Here is a 22302-nt window from a genome sequence, read left to right on the forward strand (position 1 = left end):
GGAGGAATGGGAGATTATTGAGCGAACTCGCGGATCTTGTAGGCAACTTCCGTCCGGTTGGTCGCGTGCAGCTTCTTCATGATATTGCGAATATGCACTTTGACTGTGCTTTCGCAGAGGTTCATCTCGTAAGCGATGATCTTGTTCGACTTGCCGCGGCGAAGTGCATCCGCCACCGACATTTCGCGTGGCGTGAAGGAATGATCGCCGCATTTCGCTGCCGTCGTGCTTGAGGTGATCATCTCCTTGGCGGCGAGCAGACTGCTTGCCGGAACGAAAACGCCACCGGCACGGGCCAGAGCGATTGCCTCGGCGGCAACGCCGATGCCGATATTGGCGGGGATGTAGCCCTTGGCGCCACATTCCAGTGCCTTCAGCACCTGCTGGATTTCGTCGCCCTCTGCGCCGACGATGACAGGTACGGACGGGAATTTCTGCGCCAGCTTAGCAATCTTGTCGCTGACATCCGGTTCTGAGACATGCTTTCCGCCGATCATGTACAGAATCAGCGCCGGTTCGAACCGCATGCGCTTGCGCTGCCACTCCTCGATCGAGGTCGCGGTGATGACCTTGAGATCCTCGTCATATTCGGAAAGGCTTCTGGAGAGGCACTCGCTCTGCAGCGAGCGGGAATCCAGCAGCAGGACATAATCCATCAGCTCTTCCTGGGAATCTGCCCGGGAGGAGACCTGATAGTGTCTCATGGAATCGGATGTGCGAAGAGAGATAAGGTGAGCTGTATCAGATCTGATCTGCTCACTCGATGTTGTTAGACCTTCCATTTCACGCCCCTACATTGGTTGAACTCAATACTAAACGTGTAAGAGAAGTAAGCCCGAGAATTATTACTTAGCACTAGGTGCTATGTCTGTTTGAATTCCATGGCTCCGGAATTGATCTCTTGTATGTAAATATGGAGGAAGCCAAATGAGGCGGCATTAACATAGGTTAATGTTCTGTTAAAATATCAACCTCTGAAATAATTAGCCCAGAAATGGCCGACTAATTACTTTGAACTATCAATTTATCTGGAAAATATCTGCGGTTGTGTCGCGAGGTAACTATCGTCGAATTCAACAAGTTCTTCGAGCTTTCTACGATTGAGAAATTCGACGGTCCCGTTTCTGAACGACAGTAGTCCATTGACCCGGAGATCCTTCAGAACACGGTTGATATGTACCGTGGAAAGGCCGACGGCATCGCCGATGTCGGATTGGGTCAGGGGGCAAAGGAAGCCATCGAGGCCCGGTCGCTTGCGGTCCGGTCCGATGCGCGCAGCGAGCTCGAGAAGAAGGTGTCCGGTGCGGGCCAACGCATCGCGGCGGCCGACATTGGCGAGACGCTCGGACATGCGGGCATGACAGCGCATCATTTCGGAGAGAATGATGTTCTGGCCGGTGTTGCTGTCGAGATAGCGGGCCAGAACATGGCCGCTCAGCTCATAGAATTGGACATGGGAGATGGCTTCGATCGTTTCCCGGGCGGTCGCTACCGATGGCGTCCAGATGATGTCGCCGGGAAGGATGAATTCGAGCACGACGCGGGTGCCGTTCGGCAGCGATTTGCAGGACACGGCCCAGCCGCTTACAAGAATAAGCAGCGCCGCCTTCCGGGCTTCGGGGTCGAATACAATATCGCCGTCATCATACGCGCGGTGAGAGCCGCCCGATAACGTGAATCTTTGCCCCTGTATTCTGACCAGCCCAAGATTTTCGTGGTCCGACCCTTCGTATATCGCCACGCCCCGCCTCCAGCAAACTTCGTGGTTTTATTTCCCCTTAGACACCTGTTAACCATTAAATATGAGCACATCGTAACATGAATATTTCATGTTGTCTCGGAATCGGGATTGTTGAAGAGGATAGATTTGCCGGAATGGTTATTTTCAATATTGGTGCAGAATAAATCTCATTTTTATACGTTATGTACCAATTTATTACGTTTTTTGGAGCGGGAAATCGTGTCTGGCCGGTTCAGCCCAAATAAAGTCGAGCACACATTCGTTAGTGCGGACCTGGCCGCAGTCACTTGTTCGTGATGGACCTCGGAAGAGAGCCCTTCCTGATCTGCGCGCATGACCATCGCGGCAATCCCGGCGGGGCTGGTTCCAGCGGCGGCGAAAGCGCCGGAGCGGTTCATCTCACGGAAGAATCCCTCGACCTTGCCGTCCCAAGCAAGGCCCACCGCCGGGATACGCATGGCGTGTGCGGCGATGCAGGCATGCAGCCTGTGGGCAGCGATGACACTGTTCTGCCTGAGGATCGCCAGCAGCTGCTGCGGATCGCGCGGGCGGTCGGCCAGACGCAGCGTCCCGGCGGTGCCGATACCGGCAGCCCTGCATGACGACAGCACGGTTTCTGCCAGCTTCTGGTCTTCGCCGGCCCCATTCGAAAACAGAGTGACGCGGTAACCGGCGCCGGTCAGATGGCTGATGAGTTCGCTGTAATCGGAGACCGTGGTCAGCGGAATGGAGAGCGCCGGGCGCGAAGCGTGTCGTGCCAGGATCTTCGGCTCGGTGACGCAGAGGCCGACGGATTTATGGACGGCAGGAAGATCCCCCGAAACGAGGCTTGCGGCGAGCAAGCCGGGGTCGGGCTCGATCTGCGGCACCGGGCCTGAGGGAAAATATTCGAGCCAGTTGCGATAGGCGAAGCCGTCACGGACGGAGAGATGTGCAAGCTGGGTGTCCTGCAGCCGCCGGAACAGGCGTTTTGCCGGTTCTGACCAGTGCGGGCCGACGCCGACGGCATAGATGGCAAGGGGCTTTCCCTGCCGTGCGGCGCAATCGAGCAGCGTGCCGACCTTCAGCGGAAAGTTCAGGTCGTCATCCTGAAACAGATTGCCGCCGCCGAGAATGACGGCATCGGCGGCCGCGATCTTCGCGTCCCAGATGCGGCTGCTTTCGCGCAACTGTTTGGCCAGTGCCTTCGTGACGACGGCGCGTCGCAGCCGCGCGGGGAGGTGGCGCAGGATATTGAGGATCAGGCTGCGGTTCCTGCTGGTGCCGACGGCGGTGCGGCCGGCCAGATCGAGCGTCTCGACCTCTATGCCTTCGGCGCGCAGCGTGGTTTCGATGCAGTCGGCCAGCAGGCCGTCTCCAAGGTTCTCGCTGTATTTGACGTTGAAGACGACGATTTTCATGAGTGAGCCTGTGCTGCGTCCTGGCTGCTTCGGAAGCGGAAGGCCGGTGCGGCCTGTGCCGAGCGGCTGAGCGCGCGCGGCAGCGTCAGGGCTGCGACGCTGCCTGCGAGGATATAGAAGGTGAGGCCGAGATCGTAGACAGTGCCCGAGATGGTGGCCGTCACCAGCACCGCGAAGAAGCCCAGCTTGGCGGCGCGTACGGCGGCGATATCCTCCGGACGTTCGGCATCATGCTGCGGCAGGCGCGCCAGGACGACGGCGAGCGAGAAGATCACGAAGATCGCCGTCCCGGCAACGCCGAGGTTCGACAACAGCACGAGCACGAAGCTCGATGCGCGTGCGCTGCCCAGTCCGGCGCCGAAGCCATAGGTATTGACGAAGCTTTCGTAGGCGACCGAATTCCACATGAACCGCTCGCGGCCTGACTGGCTGTCGGCCTTTGAGAGGACCATTTCGTCGAGGAAGTCATGCAGGCCGGTGGCGAGATCGGGAAGCGCGACAACAACAATGACCGCCAGAAGCGGCAAGGCCGCAGCACCGAGGGTGATCGCCAGTGCGTGGCGGCCGCGGATCGCCCGGATCAGCAGGAACGGCATGATTGCCGCGACGCCGACGAGGGCGGTTGCCGATGTCGAGAGCAGCAGCGAGGTAAGCAGCGCCAGGGAGAGGATGCCGGTGATCCTCTTGCGCACGCCATCCAGCCAGAGGCTGGAGACGGCGGCAAACAGCACCAGCGTATAGTCGGCAAAGGCGGATGCTTCCGGGAAGGTCCCGGAAATACGCTTCAGTCCGCCTTTTTCAGAGGCGGTCAGCAACGCGTAGTTGGCGGTGTGCACGAAGCTCATCAACCATTCGGTATGCGAGTAATAGGTGATGATATCGGCGACGGCAAAGGAGAGGTCGACCACGGTCGTGACGATCAGCGCGGTAACCAGCGAGGTAGCAATGCCTTCGCGGCGGAACCAGGCAAAGGTGCAGGCAAAGCAGAGCAGCCCACCGACGGCATAGACTGACTGGGTGATATTGTTGGACGAGAAGCGCAGCGGCTGCAGCGCGATAAAGCTGCGCGCGCCGACCTGGCGCTCGACGATCATCGTCTCGGCCATGCCCTGGAACAGCCGCGGAAAGAAGACGGCGGTGACCAGCCCGAAGACTGTCAGCGCCAGAAGATAGAAGCCGATCCTGGACGGCGCGAAGGCCGCCAGTATCCGGCCTTCGCCGCAGCTCATCAGCACGCGGATGAAGAAGAACACGAGGAAAAGGTTGGGAACCAGAACCGATGCACCGCCGAGGCCCGACAGGTTGAAGGCGGCGGCAGAACCGAAAACCGTCGACACGAAGATCAGCAGGAACGACCAGACCGGCGGCATGTAAAGTGCCGCCGCGCCCAATACCAACGTCAGAAATCCCATGATCTGAAAGTGCATGGAAGTCGTTGCCCAGCCCTATTTTCAGAAACAGTAGCATGCAGGAAAGCACCGCGTATTTACGCCCGCGGCTACTTCTTTCGGGCAGGGGCTCGGCCGAACGTGGTTCTTCACCCGGTTTCAGGGTCTGCCTATCGTTGCGCCATGTTCAATATATTCAAGACATCTCGCAACGAGCATCTGACCGGCGGGCGGCGTCCGTTGCTGCTGGCCATGTGCGCGGCTGCGCTCGCTGCAACCACGGCGGCACCGATCTTTGCAGACGACGCGGCGTCCGGCGATACGGGCGACGCTCTCGACCTTGACAAGATGAAGATCACCTTCGCCGACGAGTTCGACGACCTCAGCGTCTCGGCCTGGGGGCCGGGAACGCGCTGGATTGCGCATACGCCGTGGTCGGGAGATTTTGGCGGGGCGCGCTTTGCCAATCCCAAGGATGGCTTCCCCTTCACCATCGATGACGGCGTGTTGCGCATCGAGTCCTCGAAGGACGGTGAGGGCGAATGGCGCTCGGGGCTCCTTGCCTCGGTCGATCCGAAAGGCAACGGTTTTGCGCAGCAATACGGCTATTTTGAAACGCGCGCCCAGCTGCCGACCGGTCCCGGTCTGTGGCCGGCCTTCTGGCTGATCGGCAAGGACCGCTCGAAATCGACGGCCGAGATCGATGTCATGGAATATTACGGCGACAAGCCGGACGGTTATTCGTCGACCGTGCATGTCTGGTACAAGACCGGCGAGCATTATTCGAAATTCTCGCGGATCAACGCCTTCCTGAAGGCCAAGCCCGGCGACTTCCATACCTATGGCGTGAAGATCGACCCGAAATACATCCGCATGTATTTCGACAGGAAACTGGTCTGGAAGACCGAGACGCGGCCCGAGCATCAACAGCCCATGTATGTGCTGCTCAACCTCGGCCTCGTCGATAATGTGACGAAGGCCAGTGCCCCCGATCCGTCGCATATGTTCGTTGATTACGTGCATGTCTACGGGCTGCCCTGAGCGGCAGCTTGGAAAACAAGTCAACAGCACCAGAAATGGATAGCGGGAGCGGCAGAGATGCCGCTCCCGCTGCGTTTTGCCACCAGCGGCAAACCTAATTCTTTCGGCTAGGTCCGGTGCGGCCGCCTAGCCCTTTGCGGCCACTCCTCTACACCCTCTACCGCCAGATAGCGCCGATTTCATCCCAATGATCATCTGGCGGAATCCCTGTGAAATGGGAAGGTCGGCTCACGGATGCCGCTCAGCAGACACCCGCCAGCGGGGTATGAAGGGGAAAAGGCGATGACGGGCCTTGCTTACACAGAAACGGCCGAGACGCAGGACATCGGCCACTACGACAGGGATCGCGGACTGCCGGCGATCGTCCACGGCCATGCGCTCAGAAATCCGGCCGCTGCCGCGCTGGTTTTCGGCAACAGCCAGCTGAGCTATGGCGAGCTCGATACCATTTCGGATGCGCTCGCCGTCATGCTCCAGGAGCGCGGCGTGGTCCGCGGCGATGTCGTCGGGCTGCTGCTTCCCCGCAGCCTCGAAACCGTGGTCTGCATGCTGGCCATTCTCAAGGCAGGTGCCGCCTATCTGCCGCTCGATCCGGCCTATCCAGCCGAACACCTCGATTATGTGATTGCCGAATGCGCGCCGAAGATCATCTTCGCCGAGACGTCTTCGGTTCCGAAGCTGGCGCTGATCCCGGGTATCGAGACGAAAACGCTGGATGCCCGCGCGGCCATTACCGACGCTTCGGCCGCGCGCCCGGCCGCTCAGCCGGCCGGCCAGCCCTGCGGCTGCGATGCCGCCTATGTCATGTTTACCTCCGGCTCGACCGGTAGGCCGAAGGGTGTCGTCGTTCCGCATCGCGGCCTCAGCAATCTGATCCTCGACCAGCGCCACAATATCCTCACCACCAAGGATGTGGTGCTGCATGCGCTGACGATCTCCTTCGATGCGTCGATGCTGGAAATCTGGAGCGCGCTGCTGAACGGCTGCAAGCTGGTCGGCATGCTGGATGTCAATTTCTCGGTCAGCCGTCTCTGCGAGCTGATCGAAGAGCACGGCGTCACCTTCCACGCCTCGACGCCGGGTCTCTTCAATCTCATGGCCGACTACGGGCAGGAGCGCATGCAGTCGCTGCGCCATGTCATCTATGGCGGCGATGTCGGCTCGGTCACCCATTCGCTGCGCTTCATGCAGTCGCATCCGAACTGCCGCGTCTCGAATGTCTATGGACCGACCGAAGCGACCGTTCTCGTCACCGCCTATTCGATCCCTGCCGATTTCAAGGGCTCGGAGCTGCCGATCGGCAAGGCGATCGCCCATACCGAGATCCGCATTCTCGATGACGAGCTCCGCGAAGTCGCTTACGGAACGGAAGGGCAGATCGCGATTGGCGGCGATGGCCTGGCGCTCGGCTATTTCAACCGCCCGGAGCTGACGCGCGAGCGTTTCGTCATCGTCGATACGCGCGACGGCCCGGTGCGCTGCTATCTGACCGGCGATCTCGGCACGATGGACGCCGATGGGATGGTCTATTTCCGCGGTCGTCGCGACCGGCAGGTCAAGATCAACGGCAAGCGCATCGAGCTCGACGAGATCGAGACCGCGCTGCGCAGCGACACCCGGCTCGCCGAGGCGGCCGTTGTCTGCCAGGTGATGGGGCCGGAACTGAAGCAGATGATCGCCTATCTCTGCCCGCGCGAGGATCTGCGGGGCAGGGACCAGGAACTGACGCGGGATGTGATGGCGGCTCTGCGCGGCCGGCTGCCCGCCTTCATGATCCCGAATTCTATTGTCGTCATCGATGAGATGCCGCTCACCCGCTCGGGCAAGATCGACCGTTCGAAGCTGCTTGCACCGCCACCCGAAGCCGTCCCCGGCAGTCTCGACCTGACCGCCAAGAGCGGCGGCGAGGCGATGCTGACGCGGCTGTGGCGTGAGGCGCTTGGCAACAAGCCGGTCGATGCCGACACCAATTTCTTCGATCTCGGCGGCACCTCGCTGCAGCTGATGCAAGTGCACGCGCGGATCGAGGCCGAACTCGGCCGGGCGATCCCAGTCGTCCTGCTCTTCAAACATTCGACGATCCGGGAACTGTCCCGGTTCCTGGACGGCAAACTCGACAGTTCGGCCCGGGGAACCGCCGCAGCCCAGCGCGCCGAGCAACAGCGCAACAATATGGCTCGCTTCCGGAGGAATACGAAATGATGGGGGATCGCGGGGGCGATGCTGACGAAGCCTTGCAGGATGCCGGGCAGATCGCAATTGTCGGAATGTCGGGACGGTTTCCAGGGGCCAAGAACGTCGATGCGTTGTGGCAGCTGGTAACATCCGGCCGGAATGCCTTTTCCAAATTCACGCAAGAAGAACTCGAGGATTCGTTCACGGACGAAGAGCGGGCTCTTCCGAATTTCGTTCCGGCACGGCCGAACCTGACCGAGGTCGACATGTTCGATGCCGAGTTCTTCGGGATGTTTCCGAAAGAGGCGGCGGTCACCGACCCGCAGCACCGGATCTTCTTGGAGATCTGCTGGGAAGCGCTCGAGGATGCAGCCTATGATCCGGCCGCATATGACGGCCTGATCGGGGTTTTTGCCGGCGCTTCGATGCCGACCTATCTGATCAACAACATCCTCCGCGACCGGGCGACGGCCGAGGAAATGACCTCAAACTACCAGATCGGCTTCTACCAGCAGATCGTCGGTTCGCTGAACGATGCGCTGGCAACGCGCATCGCCTACAAGCTCGACCTGCATGGTCCGGCCTTCTCGCTGCAATCGGCCTGCTCGACCTCGCTGCTCGCCGTATCCCAGGCCTGCCAGAACCTTCTGACCTATAGCTGCGACATGGCGCTGGCAGGTGGCGTGTCGATCACCCTGCCGCAGAAGCGCGGCTACATCTACCAGGAAGGCGGCATGGTGTCCGCCGACGGCGTTTGCCGTCCGTTCGATGCCGATGCCACCGGTACGGTGTTCGGCAGCGGTGCTGGCGTCGTGGTGCTGAAGCGTCTGGAAGATGCCCAGCGCGACGGCGACGATATCTATGCCGTCATCCGCGGCTATGCCGTCAACAATGACGGCTCGGAGAAGGTCGGCTTCACGGCACCGAGCATCGCCGGTCAGGCGAATGTCATCTCCTCAGCCATCGCCAATGCCGGCGTCGATCCGGAGACGATCGGCTATATCGAATGCCACGGTACGGCGACACCGCTCGGCGATCCGATCGAATTCGGCGGCCTCAGCGAAGCCTTTTCCGGCATTGCCGGGCATCGGCGCAATGTTGCGCTCGGATCGGTCAAGGGAACGGTCGGCCATCTCGATGCGGCCGCCGGTGTCTGCGGCCTGATCAAGACGGCTCTGGCGCTGAAGAATGCCAAGATCCCGGCGATGCCGAACTTCCGGGCGCCGAACCCGCGCATCGATCTTGCCAATAGCCCGTTCTATATCCTGAGCGAGACCGCCGACTGGCCGGTCTCCGAGACGCCGCGCCGCGCTGGTGTCAGCGCCTTCGGTGTCGGCGGTACCAATGTTCACGTCGTGCTGCAGGAAGCCCCGGTTGCCGAGACGGTGCCGGCCGAAGGCCCCTTCATCATCCCGCTGTCGGCCCGTTCGCCGGAGGCGCTTTCGGCGATGCGCGGCAAGCTGCACGCGCATCTTGAAACCCATCCGGACACTGCGCTCGCCGATGTCGCCCACACGCTGCAGAGCGGCCGCCGCACCTTCAATCACCGCAGCGCTTTTGCTGCCGGCAGCCGCGACGATGCGATCGAGCGGCTGAAGTCGGAGCGCTATACCTCGATGGTGGCCGAAGACGCGGCACCGCCGATCGCCTTCATGTTTCCGGGGCAGGGCGCGCAATATGTCGGCATGGGTGCAGCGCTCTACAGCCGCGAGCCCGAATTCACCCGCTGGATCGACCGCGGCGCCGAGCTGTTGAAGATGTCGCTGAATGCGGATCTGCGCGAATATATCTGCCATTCCGGAGCGGTGACGCAGGCGATGATGGACGAGCAGCGCGAGACGCAGATCGCCCAGCCTTGCCTTTATCTCGTCGAACATGCGCTGGCCCGCCTCTGGATGAGCCGCGGCGTACGCCCCTTCGCGATGATCGGCCACAGCGTCGGCGAGTTCGTCGCCGCAACGCTTGCCAACGTCATCTCCTTCGAAGATGGCCTGCGCCTGGTCGCCACCCGCGGGCGGCTGATGCAGAACCAGCCGCATGGCGCCATGGTTTCGGTGCGCTCCGATGTCGATACGGTCTCGGCCTATCTTCGCGAAGGCGTCGAGATCGCTGCCGTCAATGCGCCGAAGCTCTGCGTCATCTCCGGCACCTTCACGGCCGTCGATGCCGTCTGCGCCTCGCTCGACGGGGCCGGGATCGCCTATAGCCGCCTTCACACCTCGCATGCCTTCCATTCGGCGATGATGGACAATGCCGCCGATGCGCTGCGTGACGAGACGGCGCGGGTGACCTACGGCACGGCGACGCTCCCTTACATCTCCTGCGTCACCGGCGATTGGCAGACCGGTGAACGCGGTACGTCCCCGGACTATTGGGCACGCCACTGCCGCGAAACCGTTCGCTTCTCGGCCGGCCTCGAAACGCTGTGCCGCGGCGTCAAGCCGGTGCTGATGGAAATCGGCCCCGGCCGGGCGCTCTCGACCTTCGCATCGCAGACGCTGCCCAAGGAAGGCGTTGCGACGATCATCCAGTCGCTGCCGGAACATGACCGTGCCGACGCTGCCGCCGAAACGCTCGGCGAAGCCGTCGGCAAGCTGTGGATGGCCGGCTGCAATATCGACTGGCAGGCATGGTCGCATGGCGGCAGCAAAACACACCTGCCGACCTATCCCTTCCAGCGCAAGCGCCATTGGGTCGATGCGCCTCCTTCCACGCGGCGGGCAGCAACAACTGCCCCCGTACAAGCCCAACCAGCAACCGTATCAGCCCCCGCTGCGGTGACGGCATCCGTCGCCGGAGTTCAAGAACTGCAAACGCAACCTACCGGTGAGAGTAAATCCATGACCGTTTCTTCCGTTGTCGATCGTGTTCCTGTTCTCGAAGCCTCGCTGCTTCGGATTTTGAGCGACATCTCGGGTGAGTCGCTCAGTGCGAACGAGACTGCTGCGACCTTCCTCGAACTTGGCTTCGATTCACTGCTGATCGGCCAGTTCGCTCAGAAGGTGGAGCGCGAATACAAGGTCAAGATCTCGTTCCGCGAGTTGCTGAGCAACATCCCGTCGATCGCCGATCTTGCCCGCCATCTGGACCGCGAAATGCCGGCGCAGGCCGCACCTGTTGCCGCTGTTGCTGCAGCCCCTGCCGCAGTAGCCGCACCGGCACCGGTTCAGGCTGCCGCACAGCCGGTGATGATCAGCGCTCCGCCGCTTGCCAATCCACTCTCTGCCGCACCCGGTACCCTCGAAGCCCTGATGCAGTCCCAGCTGCAGGTCATGCAGTCGCTGTTTGCGCAGCAGATGAGCCTGATGCAGGGCGGCACGGCGCTGGCCGCACCGGCGCCGGTCCAGAGTTTCGCGCCGGCCGCTGCCGCAGCACCACAGCCGGTCGAGGCCGCACCGGCACCTTCAGTGGCACCCGCTGGCGAAAGCGCGCCCGCCGATGCACCGGTGGAATCCCGGCGCATGAAGCTCTACAAGCCGGGCACGAAGAGCACCGTCAACGAGCTCTCGCCCGAGAAGCGCCAGTTCATCACCGATCTGATCGCGGCATACGAGACCAAGACGCGCCGCTCCAAGTCCTCGACCGCCCGCTATCGCCGCCGCCTCGCCGATCCGCGCACCGCCTCCGGCTTCCGTCCTGAATGGAAGGAAATGGTGTTCCCGCTGGTCTGCGACCGGTCCAAGGGTTCGCGCATCTGGGATATCGACGGCAACGAATATATCGATCTGGTCAACGGCTTCGGCCAGACGGCCTTCGGTCACGCCCCCGATTTCGTCGTCCGTGCCGTCAAGGACCAGGCCGACGATGGCTTTGCGATCGGACCGCAGACGCCGCTTGCCGGCGAAGTGGCCGACATGATCGCCACGCTGACCGGCCATGAGCGCGTTACCTTCTGCAACACCGGCTCGGAAGCGGTGATGGCCGCCATGCGTCTTGCCAGAGCCGTGACCGGCCGCGACAAGATCGTCGTCTTCTCGAATGACTATCATGGCCAGTTCGATGAAGTGTTGGTCAAGGGCCGCAACCGCGCCGACAATCCGACGGCAATTCCGGTTGCCTCGGGCATTCCGGCGGCGTCGGTTTCGAACATGATCGTGCTGCGCTACGGCGCTGCCGAGAGCCTCGAATATATCCGCTCCAACGCAGACGATATCGCTGCCGTCATCATCGAGCCGGTGCAGAGCCGTCATCCGGAACTTCGTCCGGTCGAGTTCGTCCGCTCGCTTCGCCAGATCGCCACCGATGCCGAATTCGCGCTTGTCTTCGACGAAGTCGTCACCGGCTTCCGCGTCGATCCGGGCGGCATGCAGGCCATCTGGGGCATCAAGGGCGACATGGCCACCTATGGCAAGGTCATCGGCGGCGGCATGCCGATCGGCATTCTGACCGGCAGCAGCCGCTTCATGGACGCGCTCGACGGTGGCAACTGGAATTATGGCGATGACTCGGTTCCGATGACGGCGCCGACCTTCTTCGCCGGCACCTTCGTCCGCCATCCTCTGGTTCTGGCCGCCATGCGTGCGGTCATCGACCATATCAAGGGCGACGGTGCCATTCTTTATGATTGGGTTGCCGAACGCACCCAGGCGCTGATCGCCGAAATGAACGCCGACCTTGCCAAGCGCGGCATCGGTATTGTCATCCAGGGCTACAAGAGCTGGTTCATCACCGATTTCGGCAGCGAGGATCCGCTCGGTTCGTTGATCTACGCCCATATGCGCCTCAACGGCATCCACATCCAGGAGGGTTATCCCTGCTTCCTGACCACGGCGCATGTCGAAGAGGACTTCAACGCCATTGCCGCCGCTTTCCGCAAGAGCCTCGATGCCCTGCAGGGTGTCGGCATCCTTGCACCGGCGGAGCGCAAGACCAACGGCGCTTCCAACCCGTTCTACAAGTCGGAGACCGAAAGCCAGCCGAAGCTGCAGTCCGCACCGCTGACGGAAGCGCAAAAGGAAGTCTGGCTCGCCGCCCAGGCCGGTGACGAAGCCTCGTGCGCTTTCAACGAATCCTTCCTGCTGACGCTGGAAGGCGAGTTCGACCATGCGATCTTCCAGCAGGCGGTCGATCGTGTCACGGCACGCCATGACGCGCTCAGCATCCGCTTTGCCCGTAGCGGCGAAAGCTTCGAATTCATCCCGAACTTCCGCCTCGAAGTGCCGCTGATCGACATGTCCGGCGACAGCGATCCGGACGCACGGCTGCAGGAAATTCTCGACGGCGAGGCGCGCACGCCCTTCGATCTGGTCGAGGGCTATCTTGCCCGGGCGGCCATCATCAAGCTTGCCAAGGACAAGCATGTCTTCGTCTTCACCGGCCACCACATCATCTGCGACGGCTGGTCGCTGAATATCTTCGTCGGCGAGCTGTCGACCGTCTATTCGGCAATCAAGGAAGGCACGGACGTGGCGCTGCCGAAGGCTATGTCCTTCGCCACCTATGCGACGCAATATGCGCCGACCACGGAAAGCTCGGCTGCGACCGAAGCCTTCTGGCTCGATCAGTTCAAGACCATTCCGGGTCTGCCGGAACTGCCGCTCGACCGTCCGCGCCAGGAACCGCGCACCTTTGCTGGTGGCACCTGCACGGGCTTCATCAACACCAAGTACTACAAGGCGCTGAAGAAGGCCGGGGCGAAGTCGGGGGCGACATTGTTCTCGACGCTGCTTGCCACGCTGCAGGTCATGGTCTCCCGCCTGTCGGGCGAGCAGGATATCGTCATCGCCATTCCATCGGCGGGCCAGACGCTTGCCGGCGACGACGTGCTCTTCGGCCATTGCGTCAATCTTCTGCCGCTTCGCCAGACCGTCGATGCGCATGAAAGCTTCCTGACGCATCTGAAGGCCACCCAGCAGCTGGTGTTCCAGGCTTTCGAAAACCAGGGCTATACCTACGGCACGCTGGTCCGGAAGCTCGGCGTCAAGCGTGACGCACGCCGACTGCCGCTGACTGAAATCCAGTTCAACCTGGAACGTGTTGCCGGCGGCGAGAGCTTCGGCGATCTGAAGGCGCAGATGGCGCCGAATGCCAAGGCCTTCTCCAACTTCGACCTGTTCTTCAACATGATCGAAGGCCGCGACGGTGTCCGCATCGACGTCGACTACAATGCCGATGTCTTCGACCGCGAAACGGTCGAGCGCTGGATCGGTCATTTCGATACGATGGTCAGTGCGCTGGCCGACGATTTGACGCTGCCGATCGAGAACGTGCCGATGCTGACGGCGGCCGAACGCTCCTGGCTGATCGGCGGGCTCAACGACACGGCCGCACCCTACGACCAGGAAGAGCTTGCTGTCTCGCTGTTTGCCAAGCGCGCTGCCGAGCAGCCCGATGCAACGGCGGTCCAGTATGGCGCCGAGACCATCAGCTACCGCGACCTCGAGGCCCGCTCCAACGCCCTTGCGCTGGATATCCAGATGGCTGTTCCGCAGCCCGGCCAGCGGGTAGCGCTGCTCTGCGAACGCTCGATCGGCATGGTTGTGGCTCTGCTTGCGATCATGAAATCGGGACATGCCTATGTACCGATGGATCCCGGCCATCCCGTCGAGCGCCTGCGCCAGACGATCGATGCGGCCCGGATCGGCGGCATGGTCTGCGACAGCGACGATCTGGCGGCCCTTGCCTCGGGTGTCCCGGTTATCCGCCTCGACAAGCCACAGACCGCATCGATGACGGAGGCAGTCCTAAAAAACTCCGTTGAGGCCGGCGCGGCCGCCTATGTGATCTTCACATCGGGTTCGACCGGCGTGCCGAAGGGCGTCGAAGTCTCGCATGGCGCTCTGGTCAACTTCCTCTTGTCGATGCAGCGCGAGCCTGGCTTCACGGCCGATGACAGCATCGTTGCCGTTACGACGATCTCCTTCGATATCGCGGCGCTGGAGCTTTACCTGCCGCTGATTTCGGGCGGCAAGGTCATCATCGCCGATCGCCAAACGGTTCAGGACGGCTTTGCGCTGGTCGATCTCGTCAACAAGAGTGGCGCGAATGTTCTGCAGGCAACGCCAACCCTCTGGCAGATGCTTGTCGAGGCCGGGCTGAAGAACAAGCCTGCTCTCAAGATGCTCTGCGGCGGTGAACCGCTGCCGAAGGATCTGGCGAAGTCGCTGCTGTCGATCGGCGGCGAGCTCTGGAACATGTACGGCCCAACTGAAACCACCATCTGGTCGTCCGTCCAGCAGGTCACCGATGCGGCAAAGCCGATCACGATCGGCCATCCGATCGCCAATACGCAGCTCTACATCCTCGACGATACCGACCAGATCGCACCCATCGGAGTTACCGGTGAGCTCTGCATCGGTGGTGACGGCCTGGCGAACGGCTACTTTGACCGTCTCGACCTGACCGAGAAAGCCTTCGTCCCGGTTGCCTTCGATCAGGGCAAGCCACAGCGTCTCTACAAGACGGGGGATGTCGGCAGGCGTCTGGTGGATGGTTCGCTGCAGCTGCTCGGCCGCCGCGACCAGCAGGTCAAGCTGCGTGGCTTCCGCATCGAGCTCGGCGACATCGAATCCGTCGTCGGCCAGGTCCCGGGGATTGCGCAATGCGCGGTGGTGGTTGCCGAGAACGACAAGGGCGACAAGTCGCTGGTTGCCTATGTGGTGCCGGCAGCAGGTGCAGGCGAGCCGTCTCCGGCAGAGCTTGCAGCCCATGCCAAGGCCAAGCTGCCGGGCTACATGGTGCCGTCCTTCTGGGTGCCCGAAGCCCAGCTGCCGCAGACGGCCAACGGCAAGCTCGACCGCAAGACCTTGAAGCTGCGGGGTGTGCCGAAGCGTGAGGCGCAGATCATCACCGTGCAGCCGCGCACCGAGATGGAGCGCAAGCTGCTCGCCATCTGGCAGGATGTTCTCAACCTTCCGGATGTCGGCGTCGAGGACAACCTCTACGCGCTCGGCACCGACTCGCTCGCCATCTTCCGCATTGCAGCCCGCATGCTGGATGCCGGCCTGCCGCTCGAAGCCAAGCACCTGCTGCGCCATCCGTCGATCGCCGAACTTGCGGCCTTCGCCGAGCAGCAGGACGTGATGAGCCAGACGGCGGCGCAGTACCACGTCCCTTCACTGAAGGATTTCCGTAATGGCGCACGCCGCGGCTTGGGGAGAGCATGATGAGCGCATTCGAAAAGACACCTGCGCAGCCTGAGGACGGCCAGCAGATCATCGGTGAGTTTCCGTGCACGCAAACGCAGCTGCGCTGCTGGATCCTGAACCAGCTCAATCCCGGCAATCCGGGGCTGAACGTCGCGGTCCGCTGGGAGATCCGCGGCAACTTCAAGGCGGCAACGCTGGAAGCGGCGTTCCGCAAAATCATCCAGCGCCATGAAGTGCTGCGCACCAGGATCGTCGAAAAGGATGGCCGTCCCTACCAGCAGGTCGTCGACAGCGTCGACTTCAAGATGCCAGTCATCGATCTGCGCAATATGCCGCCGGAAACCCGCAAGAGCCGCGTGCCGTCGATTGGCGAGGAAACCGCGCGGGTGCCCTTCGATCTCAGCAAGGCAGGGCTCTTCCGCGTCACCCTGCTGATGATGGAAAACGATGTCGGCGTTCTCCTGATCACCGCGCATCAGAGCTGCTTCGACGGCTGGTCGATCCGCGTGCTCGGCCGCGAACTGGGCGAGATCGCCTCGGCAATCGATGCCGGACGCCAGCCCGACGTGCCGGAGCTTGCCCTGCAATATGGCGACTACGCGCTGTGGCAGACCGAATATCTGGCGAGTTACGGCTTCGAGACAGAAAGCACCTTCTGGCGCGAGAAGCTGACGGATGCGCCGTATTTCGAAGTCTCTCCCGACCGGCCGCGCGGCCCGGTCAAGACCACCAGCGCCGACCTGATCTCGGTCCTGCAGCCGATGGATTTCGGCGACAAGATCGATGCCGCCGCGCGCAAGGCACGCGTCTCGCTCTACAGCTACGGCACCGCCGTGATCAGCGCCATGCTGCAGCGGCTGACCGGGGAAAACTGCGTTCTGTTCGGCTCGAACGTCGCGGGACGCGAGGATACCGACCTCGAAAATCTGATCGGCGTCTTCATCAACACGCTGGTCCTGAAATACGACATGGGCGGCGATCCGACCTTCGCCGAGCATATCCGTTCGTCGAACGAGATGCTGGAAGGGGTTCTCAACCACCAGCGCATGCCGTTCAACGAACTGGTCGGGATGATCAATCCGCCGCGCGATCCGTCGCGCAATCCGCTGATCTCGGTCAATTTCAACCTGTCCAAGGCTTTCCTCGAAGACCGCCGCTATGGCGAATTCGAGTTGATCAGTGCTCCGTCGCAATCGCCCGGCGTCATCTACGATCTGAGCTTCATGATGGTCGGCCGTCCGAGCGGCTGGCGCATGTCGATCGAATACAACACCGATCTGTTTGACAAGGAAACCATAGAGCTCTTCCTGCGCTACTGGAAGGAGACCTACGATGCGGTGCTCGCCAATCCCGACATGCCGCTTTCGGCACTGACGGTGCCGCGCCGCGGGGCTGCTCCCGTTGCGGTTCACCGCTTCGATCCGCACGATGTCGAGGGAGTGCTGCGTGCGCATCCTTCCGTCGGCGAGGCTGCCGTCGTTTCCGGTGGCGGGCAGATCGGCTCGCAGGCCTTCGTCGTTCCGTCGCCGAGCTGCGAGGATGCGCTCGACCGGCTGCCGGCGATCCTCATGCGCCATCTGGAAGCGCATATTCCCGGTGACAAGCTGCCGAAGGAAATCAGCGTGCTGATGCGGCTTCCGAAGTCGGCCGATGGATCGATCGACCGTTCGGCGGTGCGTCTGCCGGCGTCCGCTCCGGCCAAGGCTGTCCAGGCCGTTGCCACCGGTGGTGCCGCCATGAAGGCTGATCCGGAAAAGATGGCGGCGGTTGCCGCCCTCTGGAAGCAGATCCTCAATGTTCCCACGGTAGCGCCGGAGAGCGATTTCTTCGCGCTTGGCGGTCATTCGCTGCTGGCGCTGCGGATGCTTGCTGCCGTGCGCGAAAAGTTCAACGAAAAGCCGAACCTCGAGCTGCTGTTCCGTGAACCGACGCTCGAGCGGTTCACCGCATCGGTGTTCGGCGTCTCGACGGCGCCTGTGAAGGCAGAGGTTCAAGCTCCTGAAAATCCCTGGGAAATGATCACCTGCAAGCCGGGAACGGGAACGGAAGCGGTCTATACGCTGAATCACCCGTTCCTCTACTACCGGCTGGCAAGCGAGCTGCCGGAAACGGTCGCGGTCTACAACGTCAACATGTTCAACGCGCGGCTCGATGATGCGCTGGAAAGCAAGTCGTTCGAGGAGATTGCCGCCCTTGCCATAGACGCGATGCAGATCCCGCCGCAGGTCACCTCGGTTTCCATCGTCGGCCTTTGCGTCAACGGCGTTCTCGCCTTCGAGATCGCCAGACAGCTGCGCGAAGCCGGCAAGAACGTGCAGTTCACGGCGATGATCGATGCCTGGGCGCCGGGATATTTCCGCTCGCAGCCGAAGTTCCGCCAGAAGCGCTGGACGATAGAGCGGCGCGTCAAGCGGTCGATCTACTTCACGCAGAAGGTGCTCGGTGGCCGCATGCCTGTCATCGATTACCTGAAGGAGTTCAACGTCACGCTCGGCCTGCTGCGTCTCTTCGGCGTCCGCAAGGGCGAGTATTCGCCCGAGGAAGTCGCCAATGAGGCGGTGACCGGCCTGCTGGTGCGCGCATCAAGGCAGTACAAGCCGGCGCAGACGCAGGATCCGTCGATCGTCTTCCTGCGTAGCCAGGCACATCACCCGCGCGCCCGCAAGTTGCGGTTCGGCTGGGGCGAGGCGGTTGCCAAGGATACAGCATGCGTCGACCTTAGCGGCTGGCATGAGGACTCGCTCAGCAGCGACGGGATCCGCGAACTGGCTTCGGCAATCTCGAAGAAGCTGCAGTCAGCAGATCAGAAATGACCCGCAACCCGTTGAAACGGAGCGACATCATGGGACAAGACAGACCGCTGAGGATCGGCGTTCTGGCCGGAAACAAGGACGGGCTGGAAAGCTGGCAGCTGGCCGTGCTCGACCGGATCAAGGCCGACAGCCGTTTCGTGCTCGAGACCGTCATCGTCCACGATCGTCCCGACGGCACGGCGAGGGCATCGCGCCTGTTCCGGCTGCAATGGCAGATCGAGAACCGGCTTTTTGCCCGCCAGCCCGCCTATCTGCCCGGCAGCTTCCAGGCTGCCGAGCAGCGCTTCGACGTCATGCATGCGATGTCCGACGATGCGGCGCGGGGCAATTATGTCGCGCGGCTCGCGGTCGAACTCGGGCTGGATCTGATCATCCGGATGACACCGGCATCGCTGCCGGCAACGGTGGCGAACCTTCTGCCGTTCGGCGTCTGGTCGTTCAATTTCTCCGACGAATGCTCGGCGGACGGCAGCTGGTTCGGATACCGGGATCTGCTGTCGAAGGCACCGGCGACCGAGCTTATCCTGTCGGCCGACCGCGGCGGGGCGGGCAAGTCGACAATTGCCGCCTGCAGTTTCAACATCAAGATTTCAGCAGCCCGCAACACCGCCTTCATCAAGGAACGTTCGGTGACGCTGTTGATGCGCGAGCTGCGCAAGGCGGCTGCCGGCGAGCTCAACATCGAGCCTGCCCGAGTGCGGAAACCTGCAACACCACCGAAGCTTGCGACTGTGCTGCATTATGGCGCGGCGCTCGGCCTGCATCTCCTCGAACGCGCGGCGGATGCTGCCGGCCGGCGGATGCATCTGCGCGCCGCCGTCTGGACGCTCTATACCGGCCGGGGAAAGATCGACGATTTCGATCCGTCGCAATCGATCGAGGTGCCGCCGACCAAGGACGACATCAAGGCCGACCCCTTTCTCTTCGAGCATGATGGCAATTGCTACCTGTTCTACGAATCCTATTCGACCGGCGGTCACAAGGCGCATATCTCGGTCGGACGCTTCGAGGGCGACAAGCTCGTTCCTGTCGGCATCGCGCTGAATTGCGAGCACCATCTCTCTTATCCCTACGTCTTTCGCGATGGCGACGACATCTTCATGATGCCGGAGACGCATGCCACCAAACGCATCGAGATCTGGCGCTGCGTCGAGTTTCCGCTGAAATGGGAGCTGCATTCGACGGCGCTCGAAGGGCGGTCCGCCGCGGACAACATGCTGGTCCAGCATGGTGGCAAGTGGTGGCTGTTCAGCAATCTCTCCGACTATCACGCCTATGAGGATCACTGCAGCGAGCTCTATATCTACGAGGTCGATGGCCCGGATCTGAAGGGTCTGAAGCCGCACCGGCACAATCCTGTGGTGATCGGCAGCGTCGCGGCCCGCAACGGCGGGCGGATGTTCGAACGCGGCGGGCATCTCTACCGGCCGTCGCAGCGCAACACCAACGGCGTCTACGGCTATGGTCTGAATATTATGGAGATCGATGAGCTCAGCGAAGATGCCTATCGCGAGCGGTGCGTCCGGGTGATCACGCCTGATTTCAAGGCTGGCCTGCACGGCTGCCATCATTTCGACGAGGCAGGCGGGCGCTACATACTGGATGCGCGGCTGACGGCGTAGAGTTCCTCCAGGCTGCGCCATTGCAGCCGGGAGTTCCTGCCGCCCGTCAACACTGCCAGGGCGCCGGCAAAGCCTGGCGCCAGGGCGAGATTAAAAAGCTTCCAGTTCCGAAGGCCTGATGGATCGGAGTCCAGCCTCTTGAGAAGAGGCGCGGCTTCCGTGCCGATAGAGACGTCGAAGGATTGCAGCGGCAGCGACAGGCCTTCGCCATGCGCCTTGACGAAGGCCTCCTTGCGGGTCCAGCAGCGATAGAAGCCGTCCAGGTACTCGTCTTGCGACAAGGCTGCGAGATCGCGCCGCTCGGCATCGGAGAAGCAATAGGCGGCCACGTCTTCCTTGAGTGGCGCCACCTGTTCGATATCGGCGCCGAGCGAATAGCGGTCCGAAACGGCCAGCAGCGCCAGCCCGGCGCTGTGGCTCAGATTGAAATGCAGAACGCCGTGAAGCCCGGCGTCGAGACCGGGCTTTCCATATTCGTTGTAGGTAAAGCGGATGTCCTGCGGCGGCAGGCCGAGATAGTGCGCCAAGATTTCGCGCAGCCGCCCGCGCCCGGCAATGTAACGGTTGCGGTCGGCGTCGAAGACGAAGGCGGCGGCGCGGGTCCGCTCGTCGCCGCTGAGCAGCCGTTCGAGATCGTGGACGTAAGGCAGCGGCGGTTCGAGATCGAACAGCCAGAGGTCGATGATGCCGTCGCTGCCAGCCGTCTCAGGTCGCATAGGCGAGCTGCCCGCCGGCCGGGCGCTGCTGCACCATCCGCTTGGCAAGATGGGCCATCAGCATCAGCGGATAGTTTTCGCCGAGGCTGATGCGGCACGTACGCTTCAGGATGTCGAGCGACTGGGTGCAGGTGTCGCCGCCGTAATCGACGCTCTTGTCGGCCCACTTGTAGGGGTTCATGCCCGGATGGGCGGTACGCTTCTGCAGGATCGGCTGCCAGTTGGTGAAGACGTGGCGGCTGGAATCGTAGAGGCGGTAGACGCCACGCTTGTGTTCGGCGGCAAAGCGCTTGGCGTCGTCCTCGGTGTCGAACATCACATGCAGGCCGGCGGCATTGCCGACATCGTTATGCGGGCCGACGCGCAGCACGTCGCTATGCGACAGGATGTCGGTCATCACATCATAGCGACGGCGCATCTTGGCGATCATCGGATCGAGCTTCTTCAGCTGGACATTCAGCATCGCGCCCTGGATCTGGTTGGCCTTGAAATTGACGCCGAGGATCGGCGGCTCCTTGATGAATTCGAGATGGCCACGGAACAGCGCGCCGATATCGTGATACATGCGCGCCCGGGCAAAGAGGGTGGCATCGTTGGTGGCGAGAGCCCCGCCTTCGCCGATATTGATGTTCTTGAACTGATTGAAGCTGTAGGCCGCCGCATCACCGAACGAGCCGGTGCGCTTGCCCTTGTAGGTCAGGCCGACCGCCTGGCAGGCGTCCTCGATGACCAGGAGATTGTGCTCACGGGCGATCCGCATGATGGCATCCATGTCGCAGACCATGTTGGCCATGTGAACCGGAATGATCGCCTTGGTCCGCGGCGTGATCTTGCGCACGATATCGGCCGGATCCATGGTCAGCGTCTGGTCGATATCGACAAGCACGGGAACGGCGCCGGCAGCGAGCGGGGCGGCGGCGGTGGCGATCCAGGTATAGGCGGGCACGAGCACCTCGTCGCCGGGGCCGATGCCGGCGGCGGCGATCGCCGAAATCAGCGCTGCGGTGCCGTTGCACATCGTCAGCGCATGCGACAGGCCGAACTTCTCGCAGAAGTCGGTTTCGAAACGCTTCAGCGGCCCGCCAGTGTCATCGCTGTAGCGGGCGAGCTTGCCTGATAGCATTACCGGCGCAAGCGCCAGCCATTCACGAACTCCGACACGGGCCATCTGCTGAAATCTCCTGCGCTCCCAATTCGCGGCGCTCATGGCCGCGCGACACCGAACCTTAAAACGGAGCGCCGGGCCGTTCAGCATATCCTTCCGGCTTAGGAGAGGGTGGCCGGGGGTGGGAGCCTAGCCGAAGTCGGTAGGCGATCTA

General features: G+C 62.1%; 11 protein-coding genes. 5 read left to right on the forward strand and 6 right to left on the reverse strand.

Annotation, left to right across the window (positions count from 1 at the left end; translation table 11 throughout):
• Window positions 1-14: 14 nt before the first annotated feature.
• The 4 genes from AB4Z25_RS28895 to AB4Z25_RS28910 form a co-directional block, all read right to left on the reverse strand.
• Entirely contained in the window at window positions 15-656 is a 642-nt protein-coding gene (locus AB4Z25_RS28895; protein ID WP_442210476.1) for a LuxR C-terminal-related transcriptional regulator, read from the reverse strand.
• Between the two features lie 368 nt (window positions 657-1024).
• Window positions 1025-1702, reverse strand: a complete 678-nt coding sequence (locus tag AB4Z25_RS28900; RefSeq protein WP_442210501.1) for a Crp/Fnr family transcriptional regulator — start codon at window positions 1700-1702, stop codon at window positions 1025-1027.
• 212 nt (window positions 1703-1914) lie between these two features.
• On the reverse strand, window positions 1915-3141 hold the full coding sequence (locus tag AB4Z25_RS28905; RefSeq protein ID WP_112538971.1) for a polysaccharide pyruvyl transferase family protein: 1227 nt from the start codon (window positions 3139-3141) through the stop codon (window positions 1915-1917).
• Window positions 3138-4568: a hypothetical protein gene (locus AB4Z25_RS28910; protein WP_442210479.1), complete on the reverse strand. Its 1431-nt coding sequence runs from the start codon at window positions 4566-4568 to the stop codon at window positions 3138-3140. The genes AB4Z25_RS28905 and AB4Z25_RS28910 overlap by 4 nt, the downstream gene beginning before the upstream one ends.
• 144 nt (window positions 4569-4712) lie before the next feature.
• Here AB4Z25_RS28910 and AB4Z25_RS28915 point away from each other — a divergent pair, with 144 nt between their 5' ends.
• The 5 genes from AB4Z25_RS28915 to AB4Z25_RS28935 all read left to right on the forward strand — a co-directional run bounded on the left by AB4Z25_RS28915 (window position 4713) and on the right by AB4Z25_RS28935 (window position 20267).
• On the forward strand, window positions 4713-5570 hold the full coding sequence (locus AB4Z25_RS28915) for a glycoside hydrolase family 16 protein (protein WP_310294078.1): 858 nt from the start codon (window positions 4713-4715) through the stop codon (window positions 5568-5570).
• Between the two features lie 282 nt (window positions 5571-5852).
• Window positions 5853-7772, forward strand: coding sequence for a non-ribosomal peptide synthetase (locus tag AB4Z25_RS28920; protein WP_162698758.1), 1920 nt, complete (start codon window positions 5853-5855; stop codon window positions 7770-7772).
• The gene (locus AB4Z25_RS28925) at window positions 7769-15850 is read left to right on the forward strand and encodes a non-ribosomal peptide synthetase/type I polyketide synthase (RefSeq protein WP_112538973.1); all 8082 of its coding nucleotides are present in this window, start codon (window positions 7769-7771) and stop codon (window positions 15848-15850) included. Before AB4Z25_RS28920 ends, AB4Z25_RS28925 begins: the two co-directional genes overlap by 4 nt.
• Window positions 15850-18645: a condensation domain-containing protein gene (locus AB4Z25_RS28930; protein ID WP_112538974.1), complete on the forward strand. Its 2796-nt coding sequence runs from the start codon at window positions 15850-15852 to the stop codon at window positions 18643-18645. The genes AB4Z25_RS28925 and AB4Z25_RS28930 overlap by 1 nt, the downstream gene beginning before the upstream one ends.
• A 29-nt stretch (window positions 18646-18674) precedes the next feature.
• Window positions 18675-20267 carry a glucosamine inositolphosphorylceramide transferase family protein gene (locus tag AB4Z25_RS28935; RefSeq protein WP_112538994.1) on the forward strand — a complete coding sequence of 531 codons (1593 nt, stop codon included), beginning with the start codon at window positions 18675-18677 and terminating at the stop codon, window positions 20265-20267.
• On the opposite strand, the gene AB4Z25_RS28940 is transcribed toward AB4Z25_RS28935, so the two are convergent.
• Window positions 20237-20983 carry a 4'-phosphopantetheinyl transferase superfamily protein gene (locus AB4Z25_RS28940; protein WP_112538975.1) on the reverse strand — a complete coding sequence of 249 codons (747 nt, stop codon included), beginning with the start codon at window positions 20981-20983 and terminating at the stop codon, window positions 20237-20239. The two genes, AB4Z25_RS28935 and AB4Z25_RS28940, sit on opposite strands and share 31 nt — an antisense overlap.
• Window positions 20973-22151 carry an aminotransferase class I/II-fold pyridoxal phosphate-dependent enzyme gene (locus tag AB4Z25_RS28945; protein ID WP_112390124.1) on the reverse strand — a complete coding sequence of 393 codons (1179 nt, stop codon included), beginning with the start codon at window positions 22149-22151 and terminating at the stop codon, window positions 20973-20975. The genes AB4Z25_RS28940 and AB4Z25_RS28945 overlap by 11 nt, the downstream gene beginning before the upstream one ends.
• Window positions 22152-22302: the final 151 nt, after the last annotated feature.

Origin of the sequence: Rhizobium sp. RAF36, from assembly GCF_052114105.1 — a bacterium.
Classification (GTDB): domain Bacteria; phylum Pseudomonadota; class Alphaproteobacteria; order Rhizobiales; family Rhizobiaceae; genus Rhizobium.